Source organism: Delftia tsuruhatensis NBRC 16741, from assembly GCF_001571325.1.
In the GTDB taxonomy this organism is placed as follows: domain Bacteria; phylum Pseudomonadota; class Gammaproteobacteria; order Burkholderiales; family Burkholderiaceae_C; genus Comamonas; species Comamonas tsuruhatensis.
The window spans coordinates 1-17,648 of the sequence record NZ_BCTO01000064.1; the positions used below are offsets into that span (position 1 = coordinate 1).

General features: G+C 68.0%; 18 protein-coding genes. 14 read left to right on the forward strand and 4 right to left on the reverse strand.

From position 1 onward, the window contains the following. Positions 1 to 121: 121 nt before the first annotated feature. The 4 genes from DTS01S_RS25160 (at position 122) to DTS01S_RS25175 (ending at position 4,195) form a co-directional block, all read left to right on the forward strand. Positions 122 to 1,081, forward strand: coding sequence for a Gfo/Idh/MocA family oxidoreductase (locus DTS01S_RS25160; protein ID WP_016450429.1), 960 nt, complete (start codon positions 122 to 124; stop codon positions 1,079 to 1,081). 167 nt (positions 1,082 to 1,248) lie between these two features. Further along, positions 1,249 to 2,133, forward strand: a complete 885-nt coding sequence (locus DTS01S_RS25165; RefSeq protein WP_061289424.1) for a 4-hydroxyphenylpyruvate dioxygenase — start codon at positions 1,249 to 1,251, stop codon at positions 2,131 to 2,133. Positions 2,134 to 2,198: 65 nt separating this feature from the next. Beyond that, on the forward strand, positions 2,199 to 3,095 hold the full coding sequence (locus tag DTS01S_RS25170; protein WP_061289426.1) for a sugar phosphate isomerase/epimerase family protein: 897 nt from the start codon (positions 2,199 to 2,201) through the stop codon (positions 3,093 to 3,095). A 74-nt stretch (positions 3,096 to 3,169) separates the two neighbouring features. Next, positions 3,170 to 4,195 carry an aldo/keto reductase gene (locus tag DTS01S_RS25175; protein WP_016450426.1) on the forward strand — a complete coding sequence of 342 codons (1,026 nt, stop codon included), beginning with the start codon at positions 3,170 to 3,172 and terminating at the stop codon, positions 4,193 to 4,195. A gap of 16 nt (positions 4,196 to 4,211) precedes the next feature. Here the strand turns inward: DTS01S_RS25175 and DTS01S_RS25180 are convergent, their stop codons facing one another. Next, positions 4,212 to 4,649, reverse strand: a complete 438-nt coding sequence (locus DTS01S_RS25180) for a nuclear transport factor 2 family protein (RefSeq protein ID WP_227740981.1) — start codon at positions 4,647 to 4,649, stop codon at positions 4,212 to 4,214. 17 nt (positions 4,650 to 4,666) lie between these two features. Beyond that, positions 4,667 to 5,437 carry an IclR family transcriptional regulator domain-containing protein gene (locus tag DTS01S_RS25185; protein ID WP_012206241.1) on the reverse strand — a complete coding sequence of 257 codons (771 nt, stop codon included), beginning with the start codon at positions 5,435 to 5,437 and terminating at the stop codon, positions 4,667 to 4,669. 186 nt (positions 5,438 to 5,623) lie between these two features. Here DTS01S_RS25185 and DTS01S_RS25190 point away from each other — a divergent pair, with 186 nt between their 5' ends. The 6 genes from DTS01S_RS25190 to DTS01S_RS25215 all read left to right on the forward strand — a co-directional run bounded on the left by DTS01S_RS25190 (position 5,624) and on the right by DTS01S_RS25215 (position 12,008). Continuing rightward, entirely contained in the window at positions 5,624 to 7,018 is a 1,395-nt protein-coding gene (locus tag DTS01S_RS25190) for an MFS transporter (RefSeq protein WP_016450424.1), read from the forward strand. 35 nt (positions 7,019 to 7,053) lie between these two features. Beyond that, positions 7,054 to 7,887: a shikimate dehydrogenase family protein gene (locus DTS01S_RS25195; RefSeq protein ID WP_061289429.1), complete on the forward strand. Its 834-nt coding sequence runs from the start codon at positions 7,054 to 7,056 to the stop codon at positions 7,885 to 7,887. A 91-nt stretch (positions 7,888 to 7,978) separates the two neighbouring features. Next, positions 7,979 to 9,130, forward strand: a complete 1,152-nt coding sequence (locus DTS01S_RS25200; RefSeq protein WP_061289432.1) for a porin — start codon at positions 7,979 to 7,981, stop codon at positions 9,128 to 9,130. An 11-nt stretch (positions 9,131 to 9,141) separates the two neighbouring features. Continuing rightward, complete coding sequence (locus DTS01S_RS25205; RefSeq protein WP_061289435.1) at positions 9,142 to 10,203, forward strand: Gfo/Idh/MocA family protein; 1,062 nt, start codon at positions 9,142 to 9,144, stop codon at positions 10,201 to 10,203. A 26-nt stretch (positions 10,204 to 10,229) separates the two neighbouring features. Then, a complete protein-coding gene (aroQ, locus tag DTS01S_RS25210; protein ID WP_061289438.1) occupies positions 10,230 to 10,667 on the forward strand; it encodes a type II 3-dehydroquinate dehydratase in 438 nt (145 codons plus the stop codon). A gap of 84 nt (positions 10,668 to 10,751) precedes the next feature. Beyond that, complete coding sequence (locus DTS01S_RS25215) at positions 10,752 to 12,008, forward strand: MFS transporter (protein ID WP_061289441.1); 1,257 nt, start codon at positions 10,752 to 10,754, stop codon at positions 12,006 to 12,008. A 6-nt stretch (positions 12,009 to 12,014) separates the two neighbouring features. Here the strand turns inward: DTS01S_RS25215 and DTS01S_RS25220 are convergent, their stop codons facing one another. Further along, complete coding sequence (locus tag DTS01S_RS25220) at positions 12,015 to 12,671, reverse strand: GntR family transcriptional regulator (RefSeq protein ID WP_061289444.1); 657 nt, start codon at positions 12,669 to 12,671, stop codon at positions 12,015 to 12,017. Positions 12,672 to 12,859: 188 nt separating this feature from the next. On the opposite strand from DTS01S_RS25220, the gene DTS01S_RS25225 reads away from it, so the two are divergent. Genes DTS01S_RS25225 through DTS01S_RS25235 form a run of 3 tightly spaced genes read left to right on the forward strand, consistent with a single transcriptional unit; the run spans position 12,860 to position 15,487 of the window. Then, on the forward strand, positions 12,860 to 13,738 hold the full coding sequence (locus DTS01S_RS25225; protein ID WP_074931895.1) for an NAD(P)-dependent oxidoreductase: 879 nt from the start codon (positions 12,860 to 12,862) through the stop codon (positions 13,736 to 13,738). Between the two features lie 47 nt (positions 13,739 to 13,785). Further along, positions 13,786 to 14,772: a Bug family tripartite tricarboxylate transporter substrate binding protein gene (locus DTS01S_RS25230; RefSeq protein ID WP_061289450.1), complete on the forward strand. Its 987-nt coding sequence runs from the start codon at positions 13,786 to 13,788 to the stop codon at positions 14,770 to 14,772. Positions 14,773 to 14,812: 40 nt separating this feature from the next. Then, the gene (locus tag DTS01S_RS25235; RefSeq protein WP_016451449.1) at positions 14,813 to 15,487 is read left to right on the forward strand and encodes an RraA family protein; all 675 of its coding nucleotides are present in this window, start codon (positions 14,813 to 14,815) and stop codon (positions 15,485 to 15,487) included. A gap of 55 nt (positions 15,488 to 15,542) precedes the next feature. On the opposite strand, the gene DTS01S_RS25240 is transcribed toward DTS01S_RS25235, so the two are convergent. Further along, on the reverse strand, positions 15,543 to 15,881 hold the full coding sequence (locus DTS01S_RS25240; RefSeq protein ID WP_017404661.1) for a DUF6616 family protein: 339 nt from the start codon (positions 15,879 to 15,881) through the stop codon (positions 15,543 to 15,545). 213 nt (positions 15,882 to 16,094) lie between these two features. Here DTS01S_RS25240 and DTS01S_RS25245 point away from each other — a divergent pair, with 213 nt between their 5' ends. Beyond that, positions 16,095 to 17,597, forward strand: coding sequence for a leucyl aminopeptidase family protein (locus DTS01S_RS25245; protein ID WP_061289459.1), 1,503 nt, complete (start codon positions 16,095 to 16,097; stop codon positions 17,595 to 17,597). Positions 17,598 to 17,648: the final 51 nt, after the last annotated feature.

Here is a 17,648-nt window from a genome sequence, read left to right on the forward strand (position 1 = left end):
AATACGGCCGTGGGACATCTCATCCTGGAGAACGGCTGAGGCCCCCACGTTCATCACTGCGTGTATTCACTGCCCCCCGAGGGGGCCTTCGCCTCCTTGAGGCGGCTCTACGGAGACTCATATGAGCAACAAGACCATCAAAGTCGCCCTGGCGGGCGCCGGTGCCTTCGGCATCAAGCATCTGGACGGCATCAAGAACATCGACGGCGTGGAAGTCGTCTCCCTGGTGGGCCGCGAGCTGGCCAAGACCCAGGAAGTGGCCGACAAGTACGGCATCCAGCATGTGACCACCGAGCTGGCCGACAGCCTGGCCCTGCCCGAGGTGGATGCCGTCATCCTGTGCACGCCCACGCAGATGCACGCCGCCCAGGCCATCGAATGCCTGAAGGCCGGCAAGCATGTGCAGGTGGAGATCCCGCTGGCCGACAGCCTCAAGGACGCGCAGGCCGTGGCCGATCTGCAAAAGCAGACCGGCCTGGTGGCCATGTGCGGCCACACGCGCCGCTTCAACCCCAGCCACCAGTGGGTGCACAAGAAGATCGCGGCCGGCGAGTTCAACATCCAGCAGATGGATGTGCAGACCTATTTCTTCCGCCGCACCAACATGAACGCGCTGGGCCAGGCCCGCAGCTGGACCGATCACCTGCTGTGGCACCACGCCGCCCACACCGTGGACCTGTTCGCCTACCAGGCCGGCAGCCCCATCGTGAAGGCCAACGCCGTGCAAGGCCCCATCCACCCGGAACTGGGCATTGCCATGGACATGAGCATCCAGCTCAAGGCCGCCAATGGCGCCATCTGCACGCTGAGCCTGTCGTTCAACAACGACGGCCCGCTGGGCACCTTCTTCCGCTACATCGGCGACACCGGCACCTACATCGCGCGCTATGACGACCTGGTCAACGGCAAGGAAGAGAAGATCGACGTTTCCAAGGTCGACGTGTCCATGAACGGCATCGAGCTGCAGGACCGCGAGTTCTTCGCCGCCATCCGCGAAGGCCGCGAGCCCAATTCCAGCGTGGCCCAGGTCCTGCCCTGCTATCAGGTCCTGCACGATCTGGAAAAACAGCTCACCCCCTGAGCCTCTTCGCGTCTTCCCCCTGAAAGGGGGACGACACCCTCGGTGCGGGGCGGCCCTTCCTCGGTGTCTCTGAGTTGGGCCGCGCCAGTTTTACGCGTATTTGATCGTAGGAGAGCGATGCCACTTGGGCGTGGCACGACGATCATGTTTCCACCCGGAGTACCGCAATGACCGATTCCTCCTCCAGCAGCCGGGAAGACGTGCCCGAGGCGTCCAATCGCCTCGGGATCGACGGCATAGAGTTCATCGAGTACACGACCAGCCAGCCCCAGGCCCTGGGCCAGGTGCTGGAGGGGCTGGGTTTTCGCCCCGTGGCGCGGCACCGCTCGCGCGAGGTGACGCTGTACCGGCAGGGGGACATGAACCTGGTGGTCAATGCGGGCGCCGCCGATGTGCTGGCCCATGCCGCGTCCGACGGGCAGCCCGTCATCTCGGCCGTGGCGCTGCGCGTGCAGGATGCCCTGCAGGCGCATACGCGCTGCATCGAGCTGGGAGCCTGGGCGGCGCCCAGCCAGGCCCAGGCGATGGAGCTGCACATCCCGGCCATCCACGGCCCGGGTGGCAGCCGCTTCTACTTTGTCGATCGATGGCATGAGTTCTCCATCTATGACATCGACTTCAAGCCCGTTGCCGGGGCCGATCCCCATCCGCCGGCGCTGGCCGGCCTGGGCTATTTCGGCGTGGTCCAGTACATAGGGCGTGGCCGCAGCGCCGACTGGATCACCTACTTCGAACGCATGTTCGACTTCCACCTGCTGCCCGATGCGCAGCGCTTCGGCATCCTGCCCAAGGGCAAGCTCATGCGCAGCCCCTGCAAGCGCTTCCTGTGGCAGCTCATCGAGCCCGATCCGGGCCTGGAGTGGGACGACATGCCCGAGCGCCTGCAGCGCATCGGCCTGGGCACCACCGACGTGCCTGCTGCCGTGCAGGCCTTGCGCCAGCGCGGCGTGGAGTTCGTGGAATCGAGCCGCCTGCACCCCGATGACCGCGGCGCGCTCACGCGCAACGCCATGGGCACCGTGGTGTTCGAGCTGGTGCACCGCGACGCCTAGCGCAAAGCCTGGCGCGCCGCCGTCCGATTCAACCGCCGATACACACAACGATCCTGGAGGGCAACATGGGCTTGCTGGACAGCTATGGCATGGACACCATCACTCTGAATGGCTCACTGGAGGCCAAGCTCGACGCCATCCGGCGCGCGGGCTTCACCCAGGTCATGCTCAGCGCGCGCGACCTGGCCGGCCACCCCGGCGGCGTCAAGGCGGCAGCGGCGGCCGTGCGCGCCAGCGGCCTGCGGCCCACGGGCTTTCAGGTGCTGCGCGACTTCGAGGGCCTGTCCGACCACCTGCACCACTACAAGGTGGACATCGCCAAATCCATGCTGGAGATGTGCGCCGAGATCGGCAGCCCCGTGCTGCTGGCCTGCTCGTCCACCTCGCGCCATGCCACGGGCGATCTCGACGTGATTGCGCGCGACCTGCGCAAGCTGGCCATGCTCGGCATTCCGCTGGGCGTGAAGATCGCCTACGAGGGCCTGTCCTGGGGCCGCAACGTCAACGAATTCACCACCAGCTGGGACGTGGTCTGCCGCGCCGACATGTCCAACCTGGGCATCGGCCTGGACTCCTTCCACATCCTGGCCGCCAAGACGCCGCTGGATGCGCTGGAGCTGATCGACCGCGACAAGATCTTCCTGGTGCAGCTGTCCGACTTCATGTGGCATGACGCGCCCACCTTCGAGGAACGCATGGCCACGGCGCGCACCTTCCGCGTGTTTCCGGGCGAGGGCGTGCACAGCGAGCGCCTGGCCGACCTGGTGCTGCGCCTGGACCGCCTGGGCTACCGTGGCGACTACAGCTTCGAGGTCTTCAACGACGACTACCAGCAACTGCCGCTGGACACCGTGGCCGAGCGCGCGCGCCGCAGCGCGCAGTGGCTCAACGACGACGTGCTGCACCGGCCCGTGCCGCTGCCGGCCTGGGCGCGCACGAGCGTGCGGGGCGCTGCGGTTTGACGGCAAAATCGTTGTGCGAATGCACTGCAAGGGAGCGCCGGCCGCTCCCTTTCTTCTTTTCCCTGTGAGCCACCATGACCAACCTGTCCACACGAAACCTGGGTCCCTTCTCCGTCAGCGCCGTCGGCCTGGGCTGCATGAACCTCAGCCACGCCTATGGCCATCCGCCGTCGCCCGAGCAGGGCAGGGCCGTGCTGCATGCGGCGCTGGACGCCGGTGTCACGCTGTTCGACACGGCGGCGCTGTATGGCTTCGGCGCCAATGAATCCCTGGTCGGCCCCGTGCTCAAGTCCCACCGCAACCACATCACCCTGGCCAGCAAATGCGGCATGGCCGGCGTGCGCGGCGACGACGGCGTGGTGCGCCGCGTGATCGATGGCCACCCCAGGACCCTGCGCCGCAATTGCGAAGACAGCCTGCAGCGCCTGGGCACCGATGTCATCGACCTCTACTACCTGCACCGCTGGGACCGCCGCGTGCCCATCGAGGAATCGGTGGGCGAGATGTCGCGCCTGGTGGAAGAGGGCAAGGTGCGCGCCCTGGGCCTGTCCGAGATCGGCGCCGACGCGCTGCGCCGCGCCCATGCCACCTTCCCCATCGCCGCGCTGCAAAGCGAGTATTCGCTGTGGTCGCGCAATGCCGAGCTGGGCACGCTGCAGGCCTGCAAGGAACTGGGCATTGCCTACGTGGCCTTCAGCCCGCTGGGCCGCGCCTTCCTCACCGGCAAGCTCCAGGAGGTCCAGGGCCTGGTCAAGGGCGATATCCGCGCCGCCATGCCGCGCTTTGCGCCCGAGGCCTATGCGAAGAACCTGCAGCTGCTCGCGCCCATGCAGTCCATTGCCGAGCGCGCCGACTGCACGCTGGCCGAGCTGGCCATCGCCTGGGTGCTGCACCAGGGCGAGCATGTGATTGCCCTGCCGGGCACCACCAGCGTGGACCACCTGCACGAAGACCTGCGCGGCGGCGCCGTGCGCCTGGATGCGGCCCTGCTGGCTGAACTGGACGACCTCTTCAAGCCCGAGCGCATCCAGGGCGACCGCTATGCCGTGGCCTCGCAGCGCGAGGTGGATACGGAAAAGTACGCGTTCGAGACCGTCTGAACACGCCGCAGGCCGCTCATGGCATGGATGCGGCCAGGTCGAATGGCGCCGTGGGCGTGCCCTGGTGGAAGCGCATCTGCCAGCCCCGCGCCGTGCGCAGCCAGACCGAGGAGCGCAGCGTATGCCGGCCGGCCGTTCCATCCTCGGCCACGCTGGCCGAGCGGTAGGTCAGCAGCGCGCTGTCCGGTCCCAGGCGCGCCAGCGCAAAGCCGCCTGACACCAGCCGGGCAGGGGCCTGTGCTGGCAAGGCGTCCGCCAGGCTGTCCACGGTGGCGGCCCGGTCGTGCATGCCGCCCGATCGGCCGAATTCCAGGAAGTCTTCATGCAGCAGCGCCTGCAGCTGGCCTGCGTCCGATCGCACCTGCGGATCGTGCAGCCGCACTTCCAGTGCCTGCAGATGCTGCAGCAGATGGTCGTCGCCGCCATGCATGTCCAGGCCAGGAAGTTGCGCCATGGCCGTGTTGTTCACCATCAGATCAGATCCCGCATGGCCTGCGCCGTCTCGCGCAGCATGGGCAGCACGCGCGCCACGGCGTCCTTGCCGGTTTCGCGGCCCATGGGCATGGTGATGTTGAGGGCGCCGGCCAGCGCGCCGTGGCGGTCGCGCAGCGGCACGGCAATGCCGCGCGAGTCCAGGTTCAGCTGCTGCTCGCACAGGGCCCAGTCCTGGGTGCGGATCAAGGCCAGCTCGCGGCGCATTTCGGCGGGGCAGGTGATGGTGTGCGAGGTGAAGACCGTCAGCGCGCGGTTGTCCAGCCAGTGCTCCAGCTCGGCGTCGCTGCGCATGGACAGCATCAGCATGCCGGCCGCCGTGACCTGGGCCGGCACGCGCGCGCCCAGCACGTAGCCGGTGTTCATGTTGCGGTTGGGTCCGTTGCGCGCGATGTAGACCACCTCGTCGTCGTCCAGCACCGCCAGGTAGGCGGTTTCATGGGTGCCGGCGGCCACGCGCTGCAGGAACGGCTGGACGATGCGCGGCAGCCGCGCCGACTCCAGGTACGACTGCCCCAGCCGCAGCACGCGCGGCGTGAGCCAGAACAGCTTGCCGTCCCCCGCCACGTAGCCCATGTGCTGCAGCGTCAGCAGGTAGCGCCGCGCGGCGGTGCGCGTCATGCCCGTGCGCTGGCCAGCCTCGGCGGCCGTCATGCGCGGGTGGGCGTCGTCAAAGGCTTCGATGATCGATACGCCGCGTTCCAGTCCGGCAATCCAGTCGCGCTGGGCGAGGGTGGAAGGTGTTGTCATGACGGTTTTGATTTTTCCGTATTAACCCTGGGTGCGTGCGATTATCGAACAGCGCGGTGCGATCAGCGCACATGCCTTTCGAAATTGGCTTGGGCGCATCCATAGGCGGGAACTACATTTTTTACATCCCGCCGGCCTGGCCGCAAGCATCGGGCAGGGGCCTTTTCTACATGGAGGAGACAACACATGAGCGCAACCCCGATACACACACAGCCCACCGGGCACCAGCCGCGCAAGGCCGCCACCAGCGGCTGGATAGGCTCGGCCCTGGAGTACTACGACTTCTTCATCTACGCCACGGCGGCTGCGCTGATCTTTCCGCAGATCTTCTTTCCGCAGGGTGATCCGGCGATTGCCATCATCGCCTCGCTGGCCACCTATGGCGTGGGCTATGTGGCGCGGCCCATCGGCGCCTTCGTGCTGGGCCACCTGGGCGACACGCACGGGCGCAAGCAGGTGCTGGTGTGGTGCATGTTCCTGATGGGCTTTTCCACCATCGCCGTGGGCCTGCTGCCCACCTATGACCAGGTCGGCCTGTGGGCGCCCGCGCTGCTGGTGCTGATGCGGCTGATACAGGGCTTCGCGGTGGCCGGCGAGATCTCGGGCGCCAGCTCCATGATCCTGGAGCATGCCCCGTTCGGGCGGCGCGGCTTCTTCGCCAGCTTCACGCTGCAGGGCGTGCAGGCCGGCCAGATCCTGGCAGCGGCCGTGTTCCTGCCGCTGGCGCACTACATGCCTCCCGAGCAGTTCAACAGCTGGGGCTGGCGCATTCCCTTCATCCTGAGCTTCGTCGTCATCATCGCGGGCTGGATCATCCGCCGCGAGGTCAACGAGACCCCGGCCTTCACCGCCGCAGGCCGCAGCGAGGCGCGTCCGCGTTCGCCCGTGGTCGAGGCCTTCCGCCACCATTCGCCCGACATGCTGCGCGTGGTCTGCATGGCGCTGATGAACGTGATCCCGGTGGTGGCCACCATCTTCGGCGCGGCCTACGCCGTGCAGCCCGCCTACGGCATCGGCTTCGCCAAGGACATGTACCTGTGGATTCCCGTGGTGGGCAACATCGTCGCGGTGCTGGTGATCCCCATGGTGGGCAACCTGTCCGACCGCATCGGCCGGCGCCCGCCCATCATCTTCGGCGCGCTGCTGTCGGGCCTGCTGGCCATCGGCTACCTCTACGCCATCAGCGAACGCAACATGCCGCTGGCCTTCGCCATGTCCATCCTGATGTGGGGCGTGGTCTACCAGGGCTACAACGCGGTGTTCCCCAGCTTCTACCCCGAGCTGTTCCCCACCCGCACCCGTGTCTCGGCCATGGCCATCTCGCAGAACGTGGGCACGGCCATCACCGCCATGCTGCCCGCGCTGTTCACGGCCGTGGCGCCTCCGGGTGCGCACAACATCTGGCTGACCGTGGGCCTGATCGCCTTCGGCATCACCGTGGTGGCCGCCCTGGCCGCGTGGAGCGCCCGCGAGACCTACCGCGTGCGCATGGAAGACCTGGGCGAGGCCGGTGCGCAGCCCGTGGCAGCTGCCGAGTACGACCGCCTGCGCAACCAGGCCCTGGCCCAGTCCGGCCGCTGAATCCTGCAACCCAAGGCATCCTAAGGCCCCAGGAAATGATTTCCGGAAAAACCACCCTCATCGCCCACATCGGCGACCCGACCGAGACCTTCAAGTCGCCCATGATCTACAACCCATGGTTCGACGGCCGGGGCATAGACGCCTGCGTCGTGCCCATGGGCGTGAAGGCGGCGCATTTCGCCGGCGACTTTGCCGCCATCATGCGTTTCACCAACCTGCGCGGCGCGCTGATCACCATGCCGCACAAGGTGTCCGTGGTGGACCTGGTGCACGAGGTCACGCCCGCCGTGCACATTGCAGGCGCCTGCAATGCCGTGCTGCGGCGCGAGGATGGCTCGCTGCTGGGCGACCAGTTCGACGGCGCAGGCTTTGTGCGCGGCGTGCTGCGCAAGGGGCGGCAGCTGCAGGGCGCGCGGGTGCTGATTTCCGGGGCGGGTGGCGTGGGCTCGGCGATTGCCGCCTCGCTGGCGGCGGCCGGCGTGGGCGAGCTGATGCTGTTCGACACGCGGGACGAGAGCGCGCAGGCCCTGGCCGGTCGGCTCGCTGCCTACTACCCGAGGATGAAGGTGGGCACGGGCTCCAGGGACCCGCGGGGCTTTGACGTGGTCGTCAACGCCACGCCGCTGGGCATGAAGGACGATGACCCGCTGCCGTTCGATGTGCAGCGCATCGCGCCCGCCACCTTTGTGGGCGAGGTGGTGATGAAGTCCGAGTTCACGCCGCTGCTGCGCGCCGTGCGCGACAAGGGCTGCGACTTCCAGGTGGGCACGGACATGCTGTTCGAGATGATTCCCGCCTACCTCGAATTCTTCGGCTTCGGCAGCGCCACGCCCGACGAGCTGCGCGCCACCGCCCACATCTCCTACTGATCCAGCCGACAGACAACCGGCCCTGGATGCGTCCGGGGCAGGGCGCAGCCACGCCCGAAAAAGCATTTTTCACAGAGAAGGAGACAAGACCATGCAACAGCAAATGCACCAGACACCGCGAGTGCCGCAGCGCGGGGCCCTTCGCATCCTGGCCCTGGCCACCGTGCTGGGCGCCTGGGGAGCGGGCGCCCAAGCCCAGTCCTCCGTCACCATCTACGGCAGCGTGGACCAGTACATCAACCACATGCGCAGCAGCTCGGGCGCATCCATGACCACGCTGGAGGACGGTGCCCTGCTGCGCAGCCGCCTGGGCTTTCGCGGTCAGGAAGACCTGGGTGGCGGCCTGTACGCGAAGTTCCAGCTGGAGATGGGCATCAACGCCGACAACGGCACGCAGGCCGACAGCACGCGCGGCTTCGACCGCCAAAGCTGGGTGGGCCTGGGCGGCGGCTGGGGCGAGGTGCGGCTGGGCCGGCAGAACACCGTGATCTTCGGGCGCGGCGACTACATCGACTTCACCTCGCGCACCTTGGGATCGATGGTCAACAACTTCGGCGTGCCCTCGCGCTTCGACAACGACATCTCCTACACCTCGCCGCGCGTGGCCGGCTTCCTGTTCGAGGCCCACTACGCCATGGCCGAGACCGGTGCTCCAGCGCGCCAGGCCATCTACCAGCTGGGCCTGGACTACCTGAACGGCCCCTACCGCGTGGGCTATGCAGGCCTGTATGCGCGTGCGCCGCAGAGCGCGGCCTATACCGACGCGGTCCGCTACGACAACCTCTACGCCAACTACGACTACGGCAAGGGCAAGGTCCAGCTGGCCTTTGTGCGGTCCAACAACAGCACGGCGGGCTCGGCGGGCAACAACACGGGCACGGTGCTGGGCAATGTGGGCGGGCTGGTGGCGGGCACGAATGCCGATGTGCGCCGCTTCTACCGCGTCTGGCAGCTGTCGGCAGACTACCGCGTGGCGCCGCAGCTGCGCGTGGGCGCACTGTGGGGCCGCATACAGGATGGCTCGGACAGCGGGCGCGGCGCATCGGGCGGGGCCATCGCGGCCTACTACGACCTGTCCAGGCGCACCATGCTCTACGCGGTGGCCGAGCAGTTGAAGAACGACCGCAACGCGGGCTTCCGGCTGGCGGCCTCCGGCGGCATGAAGCCCAACTTCACATCGGCCGACGACGTCAACGGCCGCACCATCAAGGGCGTGCAGCTGGGCGTGCTGCACCGCTTCTGAGGGGGCATGCCATGGCACAGCTGCACCCGCTTCGCATTGCCGTGGCCGGCGCCGGCGCGATCGGCCAGGCGCATATCGCCGCCATCGGGGCCCAGGCGGATTGCCGCCTGTCCGCCATCGTGGACCCGGCGCCGGCAGCCCGGGAGCTTGCCCAAAGGGCCGGGGTGCCGCTGTGGCGCGACCTGGGCGAGCTGATCGCCCATGACAGGCCCGACGCCGTGGTGCTGGCCACGCCCAACCGACTGCATGCCCCGCAGGCGGCCCAGTGCATGCATGCGCGCCTGCCCATACTGCTGGAAAAACCCGTGACCGCCACCGTGGCCGAGGCCCAGCGGCTGGCCGCGCTGGCCGAGCGCAGCGGCGCCCGGGTGCTGGTGGGCCACCACCGCGCCCACAGCCCGATCATGGCGCGGGCCGCAGCCCTCATCGCCCAGGGGCGGCTGGGCCGCCTGGTGGCCGTGACCGGCGCGGCCCTGTTCTACAAGCCGGACGCCTATTTCGAGGAAGGCTCCTGGCGCCGTGAGGCCGGTGGCGGCCCCATCCTGCTCAACATGATCCACGAGGTCCACAACCTGCGCATGCTGTGCGGCGACATCGTGGCCGTGCAGGCCTTCGCCTCGCATGCCACGCGCGGTTTTGCCGTGGAAGACACGGTGGCCATCAACCTGCGCTTTGCCAGCGGTGCGCTGGGCAGCTTTGTGCTTTCGGACACGGCCGCCAGCGCGCGCAGCTGGGAGCAGACCTCGCAGGAGAACAAGGCCTATGCCAGCTATGAGGACGAAGACTGCTACCTGGTGGCGGGCACCTTCGGCTCGCTGGCCATACCGAGCATGCGGCTTAAGACCTATGCATCGGCCGGCCAGCGCTCCTGGAATGAGCCCTTCGACCTGGATGTGGCCGCCGTGGAGCGCTCGGACCCGTTGGTGCGCCAGATGGCCCACTTCGCCCAGGTGGCGCGCGGGCAGGCTGAGCCGCTGGTCAGCGTGCACGACGGCCTGCGCAACCTGCAGATCACCGAGGCCATTGCAGAGGCGGCGCGTACCGGTGCCGCCGTCGAGACCCCGGTGGCATGAACGAATCCCTGAATCGAGGACACCCCATGAAGACCATCCTGATGCTGCACGGCATCAACCACAACATGTTCGGCCAGCGCGACCCTGCCCAATACGGCACGGTCACGCTGGCCGAGATCGACGCCTCGCTGCGCAGCCTGGGCAGCCAGCTGGGCTGCGAGGTGGACAGCTTCCAGACCAATTGCGAAGGCGCCATGTGCGATCGCATCCACCAGGGCTTTCGGGACGGCGTCGATGGCGTGCTCATCAACGCCGGTGCCTGGACGCACTACAGCTACGGCATCCGCGACGCGCTGGCCATGCTCACCGTGCCCGTGGTGGAGATCCACATGAGCAACATCCACGCGCGCGAGCCCTTCCGCCACCACTCGGTGTTTGCCGACATCGTCCGGGGCCAGATCTGCGGCTTCGGCGCGGACAGCTACCTGCTGGGCCTGCGGGCCGCGCTGTCCGCCGTCGCATAGGATGCCTGGCGCGCAACTGGCCATGTATCTCCCTTGGAACTGCCTCGCTCGACGCGCGGCATGCCGTGACCAGGCTTCATTGAGATGAACTTCGCTGATCCCGGCCCGCGCCGCACCGCTTCCTTCCTCCTGCTGCTGCTGCCGCTGCTGCTGGCCGCGCAGCCGGTCGCCACCGATGGCTATCTGCCGGCGTTGCCCGAGATCGCGCGCGACCTGGGCTCGGCCAGCAGCAGCCTGACCGTGTTCATGCTGGCCTTCGGTGTCGCCCAGCTGGTGTGCGGACCGCTGGCCGACCGCTTCGGGCGCCGGCCCGTTCTGCTGACGGGTTTGGCCTGCTACACGGCAGCGGCGGCAGGCTGTGCGCTGGCGGGCAGCGCGGACGCACTGGTGGCCTGGCGCGCCGTGCAGGGCGCGGCCATGGCGGCCATCCTGGTGTGCGCACGGGCTGCGGTGCGCGACCTGTATCCGGCCCATGAAGGGCCGCGCATCATGGCCCGCGGCCTGATGGGCCTGGGGCTGGTGGCCCTGGTGGCGCCGATTGCCGGTGCATGGGGCGTCCAGGCCACCGGCTGGCGCTGGGTGCTGGTGGCGATGGGCGTCTACTCGCTGGCTTTGCTGGCACTGTGCTGGCGCACTTTCAGCGAGACGCGGCAAGTGCCAGCGGAGTCTGCCCCGGTCCTCGCATCCGTACCCGTATCCGTATCCGCTGGCGGTGTGCGCCAGGTGATCGCCGACCCCGGCTTTTGCGCCTGGACGGCGCTGGCCGCAACCACCTACGGCGGCATCTTCTGCTTTTTGCTGCTGTCGCCGATGGTGTACGTCGACCTGTTCGGCCTGTCGCCCGTGCTCTACGGCTGGATTCCAGCGGGCGGCTCGCTGGTCTACATCCTCGGCATCACATGGTGCCGGCGCCTGCTGTCGCGCCACGGGCCGGTGCGCACGGTGCAGCTGGGCGCTTCGCTCAGTCTGCTGGGGCCGTGCATCCAGATCGCCGGCTGCGTGCTGGCGCCGGCCTCGCCCTTTCCACTGCTGCTGGGGCACGCGGTGTATGCACTGGGCCATGGCCTGCACCAGCCTTGCGGCCAGGCGGGCGCGGTGGGGGGCCTGCCGCCGCAGCTGGCCGGGCGGGCCGTGTCGTGTTCGGGCTTCGCGATCATGTGCGTGGCTTTCTGCGCCGGCCAGCTGGCGGCGCAATTTGTCGATCCGACGATGCGCCACGGTGCCTGGCCGATGGTGCTGCCCATGGCGCTGGCGGGCGTTGTGCTGGTCCTCATCGCCTTTGTCTGGCTGCCGCGGCTGTACCGGGTAGGGGCAGCGCAAAGGGTTCAGCCCCGGTCATGACACCGCTCATGCATCCGCGCGGTATTCCCCTCGATGCTTCATGAACCGGTGGTAGGACATGCGCAGGTGCAGCTGCATCACCTGGCGTGCCAGCTCCCCATCCCTGGCACGTATGGCGATCACCAGGTCGCGGTGGTGGTGCAGGCTTTGCACCAGCTCTTCGGGCGTGTAGATGTAGAACGACCGCTTGATGATCGGCATGTCGATCATCGTCGCCAGCATGGTCTTGAGGCGCGGCGAGCCCGATGCCTCGATCAGCGCGTGGTGAAAATCCCGGTTGGCTGACTGCACCTCGCCAATGCCGTCGTGGCCAGCGGCAATGCCGGCCTCCATGCGCTGGTTGCTGGCCTCCAGCTCATCGGCCAGCCCCTCGCCGCCGCGCGTGGCCGCGAGGAACGAGGCGTACGGCTCCAGCAGCATGCGCAGCTGGAAGGTCTCCTCCACATCCCAGTCGCTCCACTCCGACACGCGGATACCCTGGCCCGCGCCATCGGTGGCCAGGCCATCTTCCACCAGGCGGTGCAGCGCATTGCGCACCGGCGTGCGGCTCAGTCCCAGGTCGCGGGCAATGGGCTCCTCCTTGAGCTGTTCGCCGGGTCGGTAGTGGCCGCCGATGAGCCGCTGCCGCAGAACCTCGTACGCCTTGTCTTTCACGTTTTGCACTGTGTTTGCACCAAGTGGATGGGAGTGGTGCGCCGATTCTAGGTGACGGCGGAGGTGCCCGTTGCGCTTCGTTTCATTCCGAAAAATACAAAACAAGTACAAATATTCGAAGTTCTACGGGAAATCTCTAGGAAGAAAAAGGAGCTGTGCTCCGTAGACTGCGATGAATGTTTTAAATTTGTATTTTTATGAAGTTCGCAATACTGGGTGGTGGAATGGTCGGCGCCTGCTACATGCAGGCCTTTTTGGAGCAGGGGCACAGCCTGGTGGGCCTGTGCGAGCTGCAGCCCAACGCTGCGGTGGCCGACGCCGTGCAGGCCGCTGGCGCGCAGGTGCATGCCGCGCCCGGCGCCTGGCTGGCCGAGGCCGACGTGGTGGTGAGCGCCGTGTTCGGCACCGTGGCGCGCAGCCTGTTCGAGGCCTGCCTGCCCCATCTGCGCGATGGCGTGGTCTATGTGGACATGACCACGGCCGACCCGCAGGAGATGCGCGAATGCGGCGAGCTGGCCCGGCGCGTCGCCCAGGGCAGGGCGGTGCACTTCGTGGACGTGGCCATCACCGGCGCGGTCAACCTGGGCGGCAGCAAGACGCCGCTGCTCGTGGCCGGTGGCAAGGCCGGTTTTGTACAGGAATTGTTCTTGCCCCTTGGCGGCTCCGTTCGCGTGGTGGGCGGGCAGCCGGGCGATGCCGCCGCGCTCAAGCTCCTGCGCAGCATCTACACCAAGGGGGCCGAGGCGCTGGCCGTGGAGTGCCTGGTGACGGCCCAGCAGATGGGCCTGCGCGAGCAGCTGCATGCCGTGCTGCAGGACATCGACGAGACACCGCTGCGCACGCTGATGGAGTCCATGGTGCGCACGCACATCCCGCATTCCGCACGCCGCCGCAACGAGGTGGCCGAGGCCCGGCAGCAGATGGCCCGCAACGGCCTGGCGCCCATCGCCTTGACCGCCGTCGAGGCGCTGTTCGCCGACACGGCCCGGGCGCATGCGGCGCAGCCCTTCACCGGCACCTCCACCGACGAGGCCATCGATTGGCTGGGCCGCCACGTGCTCGCCAGCCGCCCCTGATCAACGTACCCCTGCGCCAACCGACACCACCAAAGGAGACATCCGCAATGACGACCCCGACCCGACGCCGCCTGGCCCTCGCCGGCCTGCTGGCACTGACCGCTGCCGCCGTGGCCCCGGCCCATGCCCAGGGCACCTATCCGCAGCGACCCATCAGGTTCATCGTGCCCTTTCCGGCCGGTGGCGGCACCGACAACCTCACGCGGCTGGTCGGCACCAAGCTCACCGAGGCCCATGGGTGGGCCATCGTGGTGGAGAACAAGCCCGGTGCCGGTGGCAACCTGGCTCTGGACCAGGTGGCCAAGGCCCCCGCCGACGGCCTGACCCTGGTGATGGCGCAGACCGACAACGTGGTGCTCAACCCTCTGCTGTACTCCAAGCTCACCTACAACCCCGACAAGGACCTGCGCGCCGTGGCCCTGGTCGCAGCCGGCCCGGCCGTGCTCGTGGTGAATGCCGATTCGCCGTACAAGTCCCTGGACGACATCATTCAGGCGGCGAAGAAGGAGCCCGGGCGCCTGAGCTTTGCCACGCCGGGCACCGGCACCATTTCGCACCTCATCAGCGAGGCCTGGCAGAAAAGCTCGAATGTGAAGTTCACCCACGTGCCGTTTCGCGGCATGGCGCAGGCCATGCCCGACCTGCTGGGCGGGCGCATCGACATGTACATGGGCTCCATCCCCACGCTGCTGTCGCACATCCAGTCGGGCAAGGTGCGCGCCATCGGCGTGACCACCGCGAGCCGCTCCAAGCTGCTGCCCGACGTGCCGACCTACACCGAATCCGGCATCAAGGGCGTGGAGCTGGCCAGCGTGTGGGGCGTGATGGCCCCGGCCGGCACCTCCGACGCCATCGTCAGGCAGCTCAACGAAGCCATCAACAAGGTGGTGAACGCACCCGACACGGCCAGGAAGATCGCCGACTCCGGCGCCGAACTCATCACCGGCACACCGCAGGACATGGCCAGGCTCTACGCCAGCGACCGCGCACGCCTGGCACCCATCGTCAAGAGCTCTGGCACCACGCTCGATTGAGCGGCACGGCTTTCATTCCATCCACTCTGAGCACCACACCATGATCGGTCTTCAAATTCTGAAGCGGCAACGCGCTGTCAGCCTGGATATTGCCAGGCGCTATCTCGACGTGCCTGTCGCCAACGTCAGCGACTGCATGGCCCGCATGACGGCTGGCGGCGCGCGGCTGCGCCCCATGCACGGCGGCGGGCGCATGGCCGGCCCCGCGTTGACCATCAAGACCCGCCCGGGCGACAACCTCATGCTCCACAAGGCACTTCAACTGGCCAGCCCAGGTGACGTGATCGTGGTGGATGCGGGCGGCGACCTCACCAACGCACTCATCGGAGAAATCATGGTCGGAGACGCCATGCGTCGCCAGCTGGGCGGGATCGTGATCAACGGCGCGATCCGCGACGCGGCATGGATTCGTGCTGGCAGCTTCCCGGTATTCGCCGCGGGCGTCACGCACCGCGGACCCTACAAGGATGGCCCGGGCGAAATCAATGTGCCTATCGCCATCGATGGCATGGTGATCGAGCCCGGCGACCTCATGATTGGCGATGACGACGGCTTGCTGTGCGTACCCTATGCGCAAGCGCAGGCCCTGCTGGATGCAGCACATGGAAAACAGATGGTTGAGGCCAAGATGGTGGCCGACATCGCTGCCGGTACCTACAGCGCGCCATGGATCGACGAGACGCTCAAGCGTCTGGGCTGCCCGATTCAGCCGTAGCGCCGGCGCTGCAGCATCCATCCTGCACCCATTCATCACCCATCGCCCGTCCGCCTCAGACCTCGGCCAGCGCCTTCAGATGGCTTTCCAGGCCACCGGTGCCGCTGGCCGCGTTCACATGGTCGAAGTAGCCGTACCAGCCGCTGGCCTTGATGCCCGCCAGCAGGGCATCGCGCGCGGCGGTATCGGGAAAGCGCCAGATGCCCAGGAAGCGGTGCGGGCTGGCCTGGTCCAGGCCGCGCTCGGTCTCGGCCAGGGCCAGCACCTGCACGCCCATGGCAGCCAGCCCGCCCATGGCGCTGGCAACCGCGTCCAGAAACTGCTGGCGCTGCGCGGCGGGCAGGGCCAGCCAGGCGGGGTTGGGGGAATAGAGCTCGACCAGATAGTGGGACATGGTGTTTCCTGGGGTTGAGGCGCTGTGCGCCGGGTGTGATGCTGGCATATTGTATGGCAGCTAATTATATGTTGGCACCATGGCATGCAGCCTGTGCCGTAGATGGCTATGCTCTGGCGCTGCCTTCCATCAGGGGTTTGCGCATATCCATATGCGGCAGGCTTGTTTGCGATAGCCAGGTTGGCCTTTAGGCTGGCGCGCTTTGACCACGCCATGTCCAGCCCCGTCGCAACCGTCCATTCCGATTCCCGCCCCGGCGCCTTTGCCATTTCATCCCAACCCGCCACGGCCTTGCACCGTGCCACGCCCGCCACGCTGGCGGCCGTGCTGGAGCAACTACCCCCGGCCCAGGCCCGATGGGCGCGCGCCGCAGGCTTTGATGCGCAGCCGGGCCGCATCCTGCTGTTGCCCGGCATGCAGAGCGAAGTGCAGAGGGAAGGGCAGGGCGAGGGCACTGCCCTCGCTGGCGTGCTGGTCGGCGTGGACCCGGACCAGCTGCTGTGGCAGCTGGCCGGCCTGCCGGCTGCGCTGCCGCCCGGCACCTATGCGCTCGCCGATGCGGATGAGGCTCAGAGGCCGCATCTGCTCCTGGGCTGGGCACTGGGCGCGTTGCCATCGACCCGCCAGGCGCGGCAGTCGGATGCGGCAACCGCTCCATCACTCGCTCTATCACTCGCTCGGTTGGTGGCAAGCCCCGATGAGCAGGCCGCCGTCGCGCCAATGGCCGCCGCCATTGGCGAGGTGCGGCGGCTGGTCAACCTGCCTGCCAACCAGCTGGGTCCCGAACAGCTGGCCCAGGCCGTGGCCGACCTGGCCGCGCGCCATGGCGCGCGCTACCGGCAATGGGTGGGCGACGAGCTGCCCGCCGCAGGCTTTGCCCTGGTGCACGCCGTGGGTCGGGCGGCGTCCCGGGCGGCCCAGGCGCCGCGCGTGGCCGAGCTGACCTGGGGCGATGCCGCGCTGCCCCATGTGGTGCTCATCGGCAAGGGCGTGTGCTTTGACTCCGGCGGGCTGGACCTCAAGCCCGCCGCAGGCATGCGCTGGATGAAGAAGGACATGGGCGGCGCCGCACACGCCCTGGCCCTGGCCGATCTGCTGATGCAGGCGGGCCTGCCCATCCACCTGAAGCTGCTGGTGCCTGCGGTGGAGAACGCCGTGGGTGCCGGTGCGCTGCGGCCCGGCGACATCATCGAGGCCGGTGACGGCCGGCGCGTGGAGATCGAGAACACCGATGCCGAAGGCCGGCTCCTGCTGGCCGATGCGCTGCACCACGCCATTCGCAGCGCGCCCACGCCGCCCGCGCTGCTGATCGACCTGGCTACGCTCACGGGCGCTGCGCGCACGGCGCTGGGGCCGGACCTGCCTGCGCTGTTCAGCAACCATGACGGCTGGGCCGATGCGCTGCTGGCCCAGGGCCGCGCGCAGGCCGACCCGCTGTGGCGCCTGCCCCTGTGGGCGCCGTACCGCCGCATGCTCCGTTCCGACCAGGCCGACCTGCTCAACGCCGCCAGCACGCCACAGGGCGGCGCCATCACGGCTGCGCTGTTCCTGGAGAGCTTTGTGCCGCCCGAGCTGCCCTGGCTGCACCTGGACCTGTTCGCCTGGAATCTGGAGGAGCGCCCCGGCCGGCCCAGGGGCGGCGAAGCCCAGGGCCTGCGCGCGCTGTACGCCCTGCTGTCGCAGCGCTTTGCATCTGCGCGCAGCGCATTTGCATAGGCGCAATCGGGCTTTGCGGCGGGCTGGTGGCTCCACACAATCGGCCGTCTG

Coding starts and splice junctions, on each gene's coding strand:
- DTS01S_RS25185 (WP_012206241.1), bottom strand. CDS start 5,437: ATGACAACACCTTCCACCCTCGCCCAGCGCGACTGGATTGCCGGACTG.
- DTS01S_RS25165 (WP_061289424.1), top strand. CDS start 1,249: ATGACCGATTCCTCCTCCAGCAGCCGGGAAGACGTGCCCGAGGCGTCC.
- DTS01S_RS25235 (WP_016451449.1), top strand. CDS start 14,813: ATGATCGGTCTTCAAATTCTGAAGCGGCAACGCGCTGTCAGCCTGGAT.
- DTS01S_RS25160 (WP_016450429.1), top strand. CDS start 122: ATGAGCAACAAGACCATCAAAGTCGCCCTGGCGGGCGCCGGTGCCTTC.
- DTS01S_RS25200 (WP_061289432.1), top strand. CDS start 7,979: ATGCAACAGCAAATGCACCAGACACCGCGAGTGCCGCAGCGCGGGGCC.
- DTS01S_RS25180 (WP_227740981.1), bottom strand. CDS start 4,649: ATGGCGCAACTTCCTGGCCTGGACATGCATGGCGGCGACGACCATCTG.
- DTS01S_RS25205 (WP_061289435.1), top strand. CDS start 9,142: ATGGCACAGCTGCACCCGCTTCGCATTGCCGTGGCCGGCGCCGGCGCG.
- aroQ (WP_061289438.1), top strand. CDS start 10,230: ATGAAGACCATCCTGATGCTGCACGGCATCAACCACAACATGTTCGGC.
- DTS01S_RS25230 (WP_061289450.1), top strand. CDS start 13,786: ATGACGACCCCGACCCGACGCCGCCTGGCCCTCGCCGGCCTGCTGGCA.
- DTS01S_RS25215 (WP_061289441.1), top strand. CDS start 10,752: ATGAACTTCGCTGATCCCGGCCCGCGCCGCACCGCTTCCTTCCTCCTG.
- DTS01S_RS25170 (WP_061289426.1), top strand. CDS start 2,199: ATGGGCTTGCTGGACAGCTATGGCATGGACACCATCACTCTGAATGGC.
- DTS01S_RS25190 (WP_016450424.1), top strand. CDS start 5,624: ATGAGCGCAACCCCGATACACACACAGCCCACCGGGCACCAGCCGCGC.
- DTS01S_RS25175 (WP_016450426.1), top strand. CDS start 3,170: ATGACCAACCTGTCCACACGAAACCTGGGTCCCTTCTCCGTCAGCGCC.
- DTS01S_RS25225 (WP_074931895.1), top strand. CDS start 12,860: ATGAAGTTCGCAATACTGGGTGGTGGAATGGTCGGCGCCTGCTACATG.
- DTS01S_RS25245 (WP_061289459.1), top strand. CDS start 16,095: ATGTCCAGCCCCGTCGCAACCGTCCATTCCGATTCCCGCCCCGGCGCC.
- DTS01S_RS25240 (WP_017404661.1), bottom strand. CDS start 15,881: ATGTCCCACTATCTGGTCGAGCTCTATTCCCCCAACCCCGCCTGGCTG.
- DTS01S_RS25195 (WP_061289429.1), top strand. CDS start 7,054: ATGATTTCCGGAAAAACCACCCTCATCGCCCACATCGGCGACCCGACC.